Genomic DNA, 12,390 nt, shown 5'->3' on the forward strand with positions numbered 1-12,390 from the left:
CCCCAGGCAGGTTTGCCCTCGGGGTCTTGCGCCACGCGGCGATCGGTATCGCCGCGGGCCACTTGGCAAAAACTCAGTCGGCGGCCTTGACAGGGTGCGCGTCCACCCGCAGCGTCAGCGCCCCGCCGTTGCCGGCGGCCTGCCAGGCGCCGTTGGACGTGGTCGTCGTGACCATGTTGCCGGTCTTGGCAAAGGTCCACACCGGGTCCACGAACATCGGCGACGTCGCCGAAGCCACCACCCAGTACGAGCGGCCGGCCTTCAGGTGCGGGCCCTTGCGGGTGACGAAGAACTGCTCGACCGGGTTCCAGCCCAAGGTCTGCACCGGCGCGAACCAATGCTCCAGCTCGACGCCGCTGGGCATCGTGTCGGTGCCGCCCTCGTCCACCGCATCGGTCTGCAGCGACACGCGCACCTTCTTCTGCACGGTCTCGCTGTTGTTCATCAACCAGAGGCCGATGCGGGCCAGGCGCATGTCGCCGTCGGCCGGCACGGTCAAGCGCGCCGCCACCGACTGCTCGGCGAACACATCGAAGCCGTTGGTGCCGAAGATGCCGCCAGGGCCCGGGGTGTCGACGATCGGCACGGTCTTGGTCCAGCCGCTGGTGTCGGCGGCGTGGGCGGTGCCGGCGGCCAGCCAGCCAGCGCTGACCAGCACGGCGGCCAGCAGAGGGGTGCGAAGATTCATGGGTTGCTCCTGTGGGGAAGGCCACGATGCTAGGTCGGCCGGCTGTGGCAAGCTTGACCGAATCCTGACCAACCCGTTGCCTGCCGCCCCATGCCCCCTGCCGTGCTGACGCTGGACGACGCCGGTTTCCCGGTCGCCGATGGCCGCCCGCTCGACCTGGCCCCGAAAGAACGCGCCGTGCTGGCGCTGCTGCTGCAGCGCCGCCCGGCGGTGGTCAGCAAGGAAGACTTCGCCGTGGCCGCCTGGGCCGGCCAGGCGATGTCGGACGAGAGCCTGGCGCGCAGCATCAGCCGGCTGCGCCGCACGCTGGCCAGCCACGGCCTGTCGATCGAGTCGGTCTACGGCACCGGCTACCGGCTGGACGGCGAAGCGCCGCCCGCGGCGCCCACGCGGCTGGCCGGCGCAACGCATGCCCGGCCCGCCACGGTCGACGCCTACCTGCACGCGCGCCAGTTGGCCGCGCAGCGCACGCCGGCCGCGGTCGGCCGCGCGATCGAGCTGCTGCGCGCGCTGATCGAGCGCGAGCCGGGCTACACGCCGGCCAGCGTGGCGCTGGCCGAAGCGCTGGCCGGCGCGGTCGGCTGGGGCCAGCTGCCGACCGGCCCGTCGATCGACGAAGGCCTGCGCGTGCTCGACGAGGCCAAACGAACCGACCCGTCGACCCCCGGCCTGGCCGGCGCGCGCGGCACGCTGCTCGACATGGCCTGGCGTTTCGACGAAGCCGCACAAGCCCACGCCGACGCCCTGCGCCAGGGCGCGAGCGACCCCGACACGCTGCTGGTCCACGCCCGCCACCTGCTGTTCACCGGCCAGGCCGCGCCGGCGGTAGACCAGCTGCGCACCGCCCTGCGCCTGTCGCCGCACACGCCGCTGCTGCGCATGACGCTGTCGCGCGCGCTGGTGCAGGCCGGCCGCGGCGCCGAGGCCCTGGCCGAAGCCCGCGCGGCCGTCACCGAGCACCCGGGGCAGCTGCTGCTGGTGGCTTTCGAGCTGGCGATCCGCGCGATGGTGGCGCCGTCGCCCGACATCGAGGGGCCGGCCTGGCGCTTGAGCGAAGGGCCGGACACGCCGCCCTTCGTCTGGACGGTGCTGTCGTTCGTGCTGGCCCAGATCGGCCGCCGCGAGGCCGCGCTGGACGTCATCGACGCCACGCTGATCTGCTCACGCACGACGACCGGCGAAGCCACCCTCTACGCCGCGCCGCTGGCTGCGATCGGTGAGGTCGACCGCGCTGCTGCCTTGCTGCAGCGCGCCTACGACGAACGCTGCGGCATGCTGGCCATGGTGCTGCGCGACCCGGCGCACGCAGGCTGGCTGCCCAACCATCCGGTCGGGCGTGCGCTGATGAACGGCGTGTTCGGCCCAGGCGCCACCCCAACGCCATGACCCGCACGGTCAGGCCGCTCGGCGACGCGCCCGGGACCACCGGGCGCATGACTTTCGACCATCGAACTCATTCGCAGCTCGGCGTAGCCTTCGAGGCCAAGGCAGTCCCACGACAGATCTAGCCCGCACGCTCGATCTCGACCGGCACGTCGCCAAAGCGCACCTGCCCCCGCCGGCGCTCGACCGGGTCGAGTGACACGCCCCAGGTGGCCAGCGCCGCGGCGATCTGGCGGCGAGCACGGAACAAATGAATGTTCAGCGACAGCGCATCGATGCCCAGCATCCGTTCGAGGCTGGTGACATCGCGCCAGCCGCACTCGGCCGGCGCGTGGCCGGCCTGCAGGTCGGCGCGCCGCTGACGCGCCAGCAGCAGCAGGCTGCCATGGTGGATGCGCTCGCCGAGATCCTGGCGGCGCTCGCCACCCAGAATCTCCAGCCGCACATGCTCTTCGTCCTGGCTGACGCCGAAACGCAGCGTCAGTGCCGGCGCAATGGCATGGCGCAGCCGCCATCGGCGCCCCTGCAACAGCACCTCGTGCCCTTCTTCGAGGGGCCGGATGCCTTGCCGGTCGGACACCAGCCAGCGCCGGTCCGGCGTCTGGCAGATCAGCAGCTCCGGGGCCTCGACGGTGGGCAGCAGGGTCGTTGCACCCAGGCACAGGCGCGCCACGGCCATGTTGGTGGCGGGCGGTTCGCAGCATTCAAGGATGGTCATCTGACGGTTCCGGTTGGGAGAGCGCGCCAATTGCGAGCTCGATCCATGACCAGATCGCAAAGCACCCGTCTAACCCGACATTTAGGGCGCAGCGGCGATGACCCGCTGCTACAGTGAGCTCAACAAGTTTGGGAGGCACCGGTTGACGGAGATCACGTCACTGCTGCGTGCCGCTGCCGGCGGCGAAAATCAAGCGTTCGATCGCCTGGCGCCGCTGGTCTACGGGGATCTGCGGCGGCTCGCGCGCAGCCACCTTCGCCGCCTGGGCAACCTGACCCTGCTCGACACCAATGGCCTGGTGCACGAGGCATGGCTCAAGCTGCAGGCGCACGACGGGCTGGACTTTCCCGACCGCAAGTACTTCCTCGGCTTCGCCTCGCGCGTGATGCGCGCCACGGCCATCAACGTGGCCCGCAGCCGCATGGCGCAAAAGCGCGGCGCCGGGCAAGTGCGGCTTACCCTGTCCACCGAGGCCGGCCACGACATCGCCTGCGACGCCGACGAGGTGCTGCGCATCCACGAAGCGCTGCAGGAGCTGGCGCAGGTCGACCAGCGGCTGGTCAGCGTGGTCGAGATGCGCTATTTCGGCGGCCTGACCGAGGCCGAGATCGCCGAGGCGCTGGACGTGACCGAACGCACCGTGCAACGCGACTGGCGCAAGGCCCGGCTGATCCTGCTGGCGGCCTTGAAAAGCTGAGAGCGGCGCCATGAATCAACCCGACTGGCACCAGATGAGCCCGTTGCTGGACGAGCTGCTCGACCTCTCGACCAGCGCGCGTGCCGAGCGGCTGGCGCAGCTGCGCGACAACCAGCCCACCGTCGTCGCCGGCATGGCGAAGCTGCTTGAAGGGCTGGACGAGGTCGACGCCGGGTTCATGGAGCGCCCCGCCACGCCCTTGCCCACCGCCGGTTTCGAAGGCCAGACGATCGGCGCCTGGCGGCTCGAGCGCCTGCTGGGCCAGGGCGGAATGGGCGCGGTGTGGCTGGCCCGCCGGGCCGATGGCCGCTTCGATGCCCAGGTGGCGATCAAGTTCGTCAACCTGGCGTTGATGACGCCGGTGGGCATCGACCGCTTCGCGCGCGAAGGGCGCATCCTCGCGCGGCTGTCGCACCCGAACATCGCGCGCCTGATCGACGCCGGCGTCGACGGGCGGAACCAGCCCTACCTGTTGCTCGAGTATGTCGACGGCGAGCCGATCGACCGCTGGTGCGACGCCCACGACCTGGGCCTGCGCGACCGCCTGAAGCTGTTCGCCGACGTGCTGGCCGCGGTGGCCCACGCGCACACCCGGCTGATCCTGCACCGCGACATCAAGCCCGGCAACATCCTGGTCACCCAGGCGGGCGAGGTCAAGCTGCTCGACTTCGGCATCGCCAAGCTCCTGGGGCCAGAGGAGCTGGGCAGCAGCGGCATCGTTCACGCCGATCTCACGCAGGCCGCCACCCAGGTCTTCACGCCCGCGTATGCCGCGCCCGAGCAGGTGCTGGGCCACGGCGTGAGCACGGCCACCGATGTCTACGCGCTGGGCGTGCTGTTGTTCGGCTTGCTGGGCGGCGGCCACCCCACCGTGGCCGGCACCGCCACCTCGTCCCCGCTCGAAGCCATGCGCGCGGTGGCCGAGGCCGCGCCGCGCCGCCTGTCCGACGCCGTGCGCGCCCGGGCCACCAGCGCCTCGCCGGCCCAGGCCCGCCGCCGTGCGCGCGAACTGCGGGGCGACCTCGACACCATCGTGGCCAAGGCGCTGCGCAAGAACCCGGCCGAGCGCTACGCCAACGCGGCCGAGTTCGCCGCCGACCTGCAACGCTGGCTCAACGACGAGCCGGTGAAGGCGCGGCCCGAGACCTGGCCCTATGTCGCGTGGAAGTTCACGCTTCGCCACCGCCTGGGCGTGCTGGCGACCGGGCTGGTGGCCGGGGCGCTGGCCTTCGCCGCGGTGTCGGCCACCTGGCAGGCGCGCAAGACCCAGCAGCAGCGCCTGCGCGCCGAGAGCCTGGTCGAATTCATGCTCGGGGACCTGCGCAAACGGCTGCAGCCGGTGGGCCGGCTGGACGCGCTCGACGGCGTCGGCAACGAGGTGCTGGCCTACTACGACACGCCAGAGCAGGCCGCGCTGCAGGACGCCGACAGCCTGGGCCGCCGGGCCCGCGCGCTGCACCTGATCGGCGAGGTGCGTGACATGCGCGGCCACCCCGAAGACGCACGCACCGCGTTCGAGGAAGCGGCCCGCACGACCGCGCAGTTGCTGGAGCAGAACCCGAACGATGCGCAGCGTGTGTTCGACCATTCACAAAGCGTGTTCTGGGTCGGCAACATCGAGCGCCAGCTCGGGCACGGCGCCGAGGCCGAACGCTGGATGGGTCAGTACCTGGCCCTCGCCCGCCGCCTCGTCGCGCTCGACCCGCAAAAGCCCGAGTGGCGCACCGAGCTGGCCTTCGCCAGCGAATCGGTGGGCGTGATGAGCCTGGAGGCGGGGCGCATCGACGACGCCCTGCGCGAACTGGCCACCGCCCGCGCGGCCTTCGAAGCGCTGGACGCAACCCACCCCGACCTGCGCCTGGAGATGGCGCAGACCATTGGCTGGCAGGCGGTGGCCCACCAGCAACTGGGTGCCTACAAGGCAGCCCTGCAGGCCCAGCAGGACAAGCTGGCCGTGCTGGCGCGTGTGCCCGACGCGGCGCGTGACAGGACGGTTCAGGAGCAGCGCGCCGCAGCCAACACCTGGATCGGATACCTCCATCGCATGCTGGGCAATCTGGCAAGCGCCGCACAGGCACGGACCGTGGCATTGCAGGACGCCCAGGCGTTGGCCGCGCTCGATCCGGACAACATGCAGTGGCGCGACCTGGTCTGCACCGCGCAGCTGGCGCTGGCGGAGTCGATGCTGGATGGGGGATCGGCAGGGCGCGCCGCGGCCTTGCTCACCGAAGCCTCGGCGGGCCTCGCCCGTCCGCCGCTCGGCACCAAGGCGGCGGAATCCACCTCCCATTGGCGGCTGAAGGGCTCTGCGCTCGCCCTCCAGGCGCGACTTGCAAAGACGGCTGACGCGCGAAGGGTTGCGACGCTGGCACAGGCCTGGCTTGACGAAGCGGGGCGCGCTGCCGGCGGCAGCCACCAGACCACAGGCGAGCTGGCCGAAGTGCGAGCGACTCTGACACTGGCGCTGGCGAACCTGCAGATGCGCAGCCAGCGCATGGACGAGGCGCGGCACACCTGGACCGCGCTCGTGGATTGGTTGCGACCCGGCGCCGACCAAGCCCCGCCGCCGCTGCGATTGAGCGCGGCGGTGGCCGAATGGCGACTGGGCCACCGCGAGGCAGCGCGCTCGGCGGCGCGGCGCCTTCAACAAACCGAATTCAGGCCCCCCGAATTCACCGAACTGATCCGAGCGCTCGAGCACGACCGGGGGGCCGTGGGCGGCGCTTTTTGACTACTTCAGGAGACCCTTGTGAACGAAGATCTACCGCTGATCGAATTGACCGTCGACGCCACCGAATCCGGTGACAAGGTGGACCAGGACCCCGTTGTCGTCCATCAGAAGTCCAAGATGCGCTGGACGCTCAAGCCTGCCCCGGGGGTTCACGTCATATTCGATGAGACCGGATTCTTGACCACGAAAGAGCCCACCGATCAGCTGACCAAGTTCGTGCGAATCGATGACTCGACGGTAGAGGTGACGAACAGATGCGGCATCAAAGAGAAGATCAACTACAGCCTGCACGTCCAGAGAGGGGGCCAGCCGGTGTCGATCGACCCCATCATCAAGAACGACCCGAAGGTTGAGCCCTGAGCGAGTCAGGGCTCCCACACCACGCCGGCACCCAGAGCTTCGGCAACCCGCCCGGCTCTGGATCATCGACCGCAGCCGGCGCGCGGCGACGGTAGCCAGACCGTCCCGAGCATCTCGTGCCCGTGGAGGCCCGGACGGCATCTCACGGGGGTCGCCTACTCGATCACTTTGGCGACCGACGTGCTGACGAGGCCATTCAGGTAGCTACCCCCGGGGTAGTAGGTGGCCGTGCGCTTTCCCGTGACCAGGTCGGTGGCCCAGTTGCTGGTCAGGTCCCTCAGCCGCGTGCTGTTGGCCACCTGGGGCTGGCCCTGAAAGCAGGCGATCCAGCCCAGGAGATTGGTGTTCTTGCCTTCCGAATCGACGTGTGTCGATCCGCTGGTCAGTTGAACGCCGACGAAATCGTCTCTCCCATTGGCCCGCGCATCGGCTTGAACTTGGCGCAGTGCCGGATACGCGTTGTTGGACGAGTTGCAGGGCCCGGAATTGGCGGTGACCGCCAGCACGGCGCGCTTTCCCCCCGAGGAGATGGCCTGCAGATTCGTGGTGAAGGAGCCATCCGCCGCCACCGGATCGAACATCACGCTGCCTTTCAACCGGCTCGGTGCGGACTGGGCGAGCGTCCAGCCCAGACGCGAGGCGAAATGCCCGCCCGCGGAGTGACCCGACACGACGATCGGCTGAGGAACGGGCCGGCCGTCCGGGGCCACCAAGCCCGCGACGATGGCGTTGCCAAGCGCCTCTGCCAGCGCGGGATTGCCGCCACTCATGTCGGCGTTGATGCACAAGGCCATGAAGCCCTGGTCCATGAAGCGGGTGGTGGTGTCGCGCAAGTTGGCGCACTGGCGGCTGAAGCCGTGCTGGACGACGATGAAACCGATCGGCTCGGCCGTCGGCAAATACCAGTAGGACTGATAGCTGCGGCCCGACAACACGATCGATGATTGGACGATCTTTCCGCTGGCAGCGACGGGTGCCGCGGCGTGGGCCTGCGCGGCCGGCCCGGCAGCCGCGGCAAGCGCGGCAGCCACCCCGAAGAACAAACGGAAGGAGGAACACAAACGAAGATGCTGGGTCAGTTGCATAACGTGGTCTCCTGTTGATGCGTCAAAACGAAACAACGGGCCGGCCACTTGACGTGGCAGGCCCGTTGCGGCCGAGAGTTTCGGCCTTCGCATTGCGCCGACCGAGCGGGGAAACCCGCAGCCCCGTCGAGAGGGTTTATTGCACGATCACACCGGCACCCAGAGCTTGGGCAGGTCACCCGGCAACGCGCGGAACACGGCCGACAACGCCCCGCCGGTGACCAGCGCTGTCGCGGCTTCGATGTCCGGCGCCAGGTAGCGGTCGACCTCGATCGACGGGCACTTCGCACGCAGCAGCGCGTGGGCTTGTTCGAGCGCCGACGAGCTCTTCAGCGGGCGCAGGAACTCGACCCCCTGCGCCGCGGCCAGCAGCTCGATGCCGATGATGTGCGCGACGTTCTGGATCATCGGCTGCAGCCGGCGCGCCGCGAAGGTGGCCATCGAGACGTGGTCTTCCTGGTTGGCCGAGGTCGGCAGGCTGTCGACGCTGGCCGGGTGGGCCAGGCTCTTGTTCTCGCTGGCCAGCGCGGCGGCCGTCACGTGGGCGATCATGAAGCCGCTGTTCAGGCCGGCGTTGCTGGTCAGGAAAGGCGGCAGGCGCGAGACGCCGGTGTCGATCAGCATCGCGATGCGGCGCTCGGCGATGGCGCCCACTTCGGCGATGGCCACGGCCATCGCATCGGCGGCCAGCGCCACCGGCTCGGCGTGGAAGTTGCCGCCGGAGATCATGGCCCCGTCGTTGGCGAAGACGAGCGGGTTGTCGGTCACCGCGTTCGCCTCACGCACCAGCACCAGCGAGGCGTGGCGCAGCTGGTCGAGGCAGGCGCCCACCACCTGCGGCTGGCAGCGCAGGCAGTACGGGTCTTGCACGCGGTCGTCGCCTTCTTCGTGCGACGCGCGGATCGCGCTGCCCTTGAGCAGCGCGCGGTAGTACTGCGCCACGTCGATCTGGCCGGGCTGGCCGCGCAGCGCGTGGATGCGCGGGTCGAACGGGCCGTCGCTGCCGCGGGCGGCATCGACCGTCAGCGCGCCCACCACCAGCGCCGATTCGAGCACCGGCTCGAAGCTCAAGAAGCCATGCAGCGCGAGCGACGCGCTGGTCTGCGTGCCGTTGATCAGCGCCAGGCCTTCCTTGGCTTCGAGCGTCAGCGGCTTGATGCCGGCTTCGGCCAGCACCGGGCCGGCCGGAACGCGCTTGCCGCCGACCAGCATCTCGCCCTCGCCCAGCAATGCCAGCGTCATGTGCGACAGCGGCGCCAGGTCGCCCGAGGCGCCGACCGAGCCCTGGCTCGGCACATACGGCGTCAGGCCGGCGTTGAACACGGCGATCAAGGTGTCGACCACCACCTGGCGCACGCCCGAGGCGCCGCGCGCCAGGCTCGCCGCCTTCAGCGCCAGCATCAGGCGCAGCACCGAAGGCGACAGCGGTTCGCCGACGCCCACCGAGTGCGAGCGGATCAGGTTCAGTTGCAGCAGCGCCAGATCGGCCGCGCTGATGCGCTGGTTGGCCAGCTTGCCGAAGCCGGTGTTGACGCCGTAGACCGGCGCGTCGCCGGCCGCCGCGGCCTGCACGATGGCGGCGCTGGCGGCGATGTCGGCCTTCGACGATTCGGCCAGCGCGATGGTCACGCCGCCGGCGTGGATGGCTTGCAGTTGCTCCAGCGTCAGTTGGCCGGGCGTCAGGGTGAGCATGGACATGGTGGTGCGGTCCTCGGTTCTAAGATGGCTGGATGATGAAAACGTTTTTATCGACCCTGGCGCTGGTCGGCGCCACGAGCCTCGGATGGGCGGCCGACGTGACGCCCTACAGCGCAGTGGCCGCGCCGGAATGGACGGCCCTGTTCGACGCGCCCTACGGCGCGAACGATGGTTGGAGCGGTGCCGACGGCGTCTACACGGTGCCGATGAACGGTGACGAGCGTTTCGGCAGCGGCGGCGCGACGAAGACGCTGATCCTGTTCTCGGACAGCTTCGTCGGCGGGGTCAATGCCGACGGCAGCCGCATCGGCGGCACGGTGATGGTCAACAACACCAGCGCGATGCTGACCGGCGCGACACCCCTGCCCGGTGCGCTGCAGTTCAACGTGCGCCGCGACGGCGCCGGCAAGGCCGTCTCGATGGTGGTGCCCACGCAGGCCGGCCAGTGGTACTGGCCCGGCGACGCGCTGGTGTGGAAGGGCAAGGTGCGGATGTTCGCCGCGCGCATGGCCACCGGCGACGGCGGCGACTTCAATTTCAAGCAGGTGGGGGTCGATCTGCTGACCGCCTCGGCCAGCGACGACGCACCGTTCCTGGGCGGCTACAACCGGCTGAACCTGCCTCTGTTCGCGCCGCGCAACGGCTCGCTCGGCGAGATCGCGTTCGGCATCGCGACGATGCCGCTGACCGTGCAGGCCGGCGCGCCGAAGCCGGATGGGTTCATCTATGTCTACGGCGTGCGCTCGGACGACTACAACAAGAAGCTGCTGGTCGCCCGCGTGAAGCCCGATCAGATGACCAAGCCGGGCAGCTACCACTTCTGGAACGGCACGGCCTGGGTCAGCGACATCAACGCCGCCGCGCCGGTGGCCAACCGCATGGGGGCCGAGATCAGCGTCACGCCGCTGGCCGATGGCCGCTTCCTCGTCGTGCACCAGCTGGACACGCTCAGCGGCACGGTGGTCGTGCGCTACGGCGCCTCGCCGGTCGGCCCGTTCGGCAAGCCGATCCCGGTCTGGCTGTGCCCAGAGGACAACCTGACGCCCGACACCTTCGTGTACGGCGCCAAGGCGCATCCGCACCTGTCGGCTCCCGGCGAGTTGCTGATCAGCTACCACGTGAACACGTTCGACTTCTGGGAGAACTTCCGCGCCGGCGGCAAGGACATCTACCGCCCGCGCTTCATCAAGTTGCCGTTGCCGCAATAGATGCAGCGCCCGGCGCCGCAGCACAGGGCTCGCGGCGCCGGTTGCGATCACTTGGCGATCATCGGCAGGTTCAGGCCCTGTGCCTTGGCACAGGCGATCGCGTCTTCGTAGCCCGCGTCGGCGTGGCGCATCACACCGGTGCCCGGGTCGTTCCACAGCACACGCTCGATGCGCTTGGCGGCAGCGTCGGTGCCGTCGCACACGATCACCACGCCCGAGTGCTGCGAGTAGCCCATGCCGACGCCGCCGCCGTGGTGCAGCGAGACCCAGGTCGCGCCGCCGGCGGTGTTCAGCAGCGCGTTCAGCAGCGGCCAGTCGGACACGGCGTCCGAGCCGTCTTTCATGCTCTCGGTCTCGCGGTTCGGTGAAGCCACCGAGCCCGAGTCGAGGTGGTCGCGGCCGATCACGATCGGCGCCTTCAGCTCGCCCGACTTGACCATCTCGTTGAACGCCAGGCCGGCGCGGTGGCGCTCGCCCAGGCCGATCCAGCAGATGCGTGCCGGCAGGCCCTGGAACGCGATGCGCTCGCCGGCCATGTCGAGCCAGCGGTGCAGGTGCTTGTCCTCGGGGAACAGCTCCTTCATCTTCGCGTCGGTCTTGCGGATGTCTTCGGGGTCGCCCGACAAGGCCACCCAGCGGAACGGGCCCTTGCCCTGGCAGAACAGCGGGCGGATGTAGGCCGGCACGAAGCCGGGGAAGTCGAACGCGTTTTTCACACCCTGGTCGAAGGCGACCTGGCGGATGTTGTTGCCGTAGTCGACGGTCGGGATGCCCATCGCCTGGAACGCCAGCATCGCCTGCACATGCACCGCGCAGCCGCGGGCCGCCGCATCGCGCAGCGCGCCGTGCTGCGAGGCATCGGCCTGCGCCGCCTTCCACTGCTCCACCCCCCAGCCCACCGGCAGGTAGCCGTTGACCAGGTCATGGGCCGAGGTCTGGTCGGTCACCAGATCGGGCTTGATGCCACCTGCCTGGGCGCGCTTGACCAGCTCGGGCAGCACCTCGGCCGCGTTGCCGAGCAGGCCGATCGAGATCGCCTTGCCTTCGGCGGTGTAGCGCTGGATGCGGGCCAGCGCGTCGTCCAGGTCCTTGGCCTGCTCGTCGAGGTAGCGCGAACGCAGGCGAAAGTCGATGCGCGATTGCTGGCACTCGATGTTCAGCGAGCAGGCGCCGGCAAACGTGGCCGCCAGCGGCTGCGCGCCGCCCATGCCGCCCAGGCCGGCCGTGAGGATCCACTTGCCCTTCAGCGAACCGCCGAAGTGCTGGCGGCCGGCCTCGACAAAGGTCTCGTAGGTGCCTTGCACGATGCCCTGGCTGCCGATGTAGATCCACGAGCCCGCGGTCATCTGGCCGTACATCATCAGGCCCTTGCGGTCCAGCTCGTGGAAGTGTTCCCACGTGGCCCACTTCGGCACGAGATTGGAGTTGGCCAGCAGCACGCGCGGCGCGTCGGCATGGGTGCGGAACACCCCGACCGGCTTGCCGCTCTGGATCAGCAGCGTTTCTTCTTCACCCAGCTTGCGCAGCGACTCGAGGATGGTCTCGAAGCTGTCCCAGTCGCGCGCGGCCTTGCCGATGCCGCCATAGACCACCAGGGCATCGGGGTTCTCGGCCACCGCCGGATCCAGGTTGTTCTGGATCATGCGGTAGGCGGCTTCGATCAGCCAGTTGCGGCAGTGCAGCGTGGTGCCGGTGGGCGCCTTGACGGGGTGAGCCGTGGCACGGCGGGTGGGCTGGGACAGGTCGGTCATGGCAGGGCTCCTGGACATGCGGGCAATGCGGTGCGAGCACCGAATGGGGGCGAATCCTACTTGTCTAGACA

At 69.7% G+C, this 12,390-nt stretch carries 10 protein-coding genes; 5 read left to right on the forward strand and 5 right to left on the reverse strand.

Annotated elements, in window-relative coordinates; translation table 11 throughout:
• Positions 1-73: 73 nt before the first annotated feature.
• The gene (locus ACE3SG_RS16530; RefSeq protein WP_374566776.1) at positions 74-688 is read right to left on the reverse strand and encodes a hypothetical protein; all 615 of its coding nucleotides are present in this window, start codon (positions 686-688) and stop codon (positions 74-76) included.
• 90 nt (positions 689-778) lie between these two features.
• Between ACE3SG_RS16530 and ACE3SG_RS16535 the strand changes: the two genes are divergently transcribed.
• Positions 779-2,074 (forward strand): winged helix-turn-helix domain-containing protein, encoded by a 1,296-nt coding sequence (locus ACE3SG_RS16535; RefSeq protein ID WP_374566778.1) that lies wholly within the window; start codon positions 779-781, stop codon positions 2,072-2,074.
• A 118-nt stretch (positions 2,075-2,192) separates the two neighbouring features.
• On the opposite strand, the gene ACE3SG_RS16540 is transcribed toward ACE3SG_RS16535, so the two are convergent.
• Positions 2,193-2,789 (reverse strand): hypothetical protein, encoded by a 597-nt coding sequence (locus tag ACE3SG_RS16540; RefSeq protein WP_374566779.1) that lies wholly within the window; start codon positions 2,787-2,789, stop codon positions 2,193-2,195.
• 142 nt (positions 2,790-2,931) lie between these two features.
• On the opposite strand from ACE3SG_RS16540, the gene ACE3SG_RS16545 reads away from it, so the two are divergent.
• The 3 genes from ACE3SG_RS16545 to ACE3SG_RS16555 are packed head-to-tail and all read left to right on the forward strand — an operon-like array spanning position 2,932 to position 6,577.
• Entirely contained in the window at positions 2,932-3,486 is a 555-nt protein-coding gene (locus ACE3SG_RS16545) for an ECF-type sigma factor (protein ID WP_374566781.1), read from the forward strand.
• 10 nt (positions 3,487-3,496) lie between these two features.
• On the forward strand, positions 3,497-6,217 hold the full coding sequence (locus tag ACE3SG_RS16550; protein ID WP_374566783.1) for a protein kinase: 2,721 nt from the start codon (positions 3,497-3,499) through the stop codon (positions 6,215-6,217).
• A gap of 18 nt (positions 6,218-6,235) precedes the next feature.
• Entirely contained in the window at positions 6,236-6,577 is a 342-nt protein-coding gene (locus ACE3SG_RS16555) for a hypothetical protein (RefSeq protein ID WP_374566785.1), read from the forward strand.
• 155 nt (positions 6,578-6,732) lie between these two features.
• Here the strand turns inward: ACE3SG_RS16555 and ACE3SG_RS16560 are convergent, their stop codons facing one another.
• Together ACE3SG_RS16560 and hutH are read right to left on the reverse strand one after the other, a co-directional pair.
• Positions 6,733-7,662, reverse strand: coding sequence for an alpha/beta hydrolase (locus ACE3SG_RS16560; RefSeq protein WP_374566786.1), 930 nt, complete (start codon positions 7,660-7,662; stop codon positions 6,733-6,735).
• 147 nt (positions 7,663-7,809) lie between these two features.
• Entirely contained in the window at positions 7,810-9,360 is a 1,551-nt protein-coding gene (gene hutH, locus ACE3SG_RS16565) for a histidine ammonia-lyase (protein WP_374566788.1), read from the reverse strand.
• A gap of 35 nt (positions 9,361-9,395) precedes the next feature.
• On the opposite strand from hutH, the gene ACE3SG_RS16570 reads away from it, so the two are divergent.
• Positions 9,396-10,568, forward strand: coding sequence for a DUF4185 domain-containing protein (locus tag ACE3SG_RS16570; RefSeq protein WP_374566790.1), 1,173 nt, complete (start codon positions 9,396-9,398; stop codon positions 10,566-10,568).
• Between the two features lie 47 nt (positions 10,569-10,615).
• Here the strand turns inward: ACE3SG_RS16570 and hutU are convergent, their stop codons facing one another.
• A complete protein-coding gene (gene hutU / locus ACE3SG_RS16575) occupies positions 10,616-12,319 on the reverse strand; it encodes a urocanate hydratase (RefSeq protein ID WP_374566792.1) in 1,704 nt (567 codons plus the stop codon).
• Positions 12,320-12,390: the final 71 nt, after the last annotated feature.

Origin of the sequence: Ideonella sp. (assembly GCF_041914305.1) — a bacterium.
GTDB lineage: Bacteria > Pseudomonadota > Gammaproteobacteria > Burkholderiales > Burkholderiaceae_C > Ideonella.

What these genes read in the sequence shown, in the direction of transcription:
- ACE3SG_RS16560 (WP_374566786.1), bottom strand. Translation starts at nt 7,662, where the DNA reads ATGCAACTGACCCAGCATCTTCGTTTGTGTTCCTCCTTCCGTTTGTTC.
- ACE3SG_RS16570 (WP_374566790.1), top strand. Translation starts at nt 9,396, where the DNA reads ATGAAAACGTTTTTATCGACCCTGGCGCTGGTCGGCGCCACGAGCCTC.
- ACE3SG_RS16550 (WP_374566783.1), top strand. Translation starts at nt 3,497, where the DNA reads ATGAATCAACCCGACTGGCACCAGATGAGCCCGTTGCTGGACGAGCTG.
- ACE3SG_RS16530 (WP_374566776.1), bottom strand. Translation starts at nt 688, where the DNA reads ATGAATCTTCGCACCCCTCTGCTGGCCGCCGTGCTGGTCAGCGCTGGC.
- hutH (WP_374566788.1), bottom strand. Translation starts at nt 9,360, where the DNA reads ATGTCCATGCTCACCCTGACGCCCGGCCAACTGACGCTGGAGCAACTG.
- ACE3SG_RS16535 (WP_374566778.1), top strand. Translation starts at nt 779, where the DNA reads ATGCCCCCTGCCGTGCTGACGCTGGACGACGCCGGTTTCCCGGTCGCC.
- hutU (WP_374566792.1), bottom strand. Translation starts at nt 12,319, where the DNA reads ATGACCGACCTGTCCCAGCCCACCCGCCGTGCCACGGCTCACCCCGTC.
- ACE3SG_RS16540 (WP_374566779.1), bottom strand. Translation starts at nt 2,789, where the DNA reads ATGACCATCCTTGAATGCTGCGAACCGCCCGCCACCAACATGGCCGTG.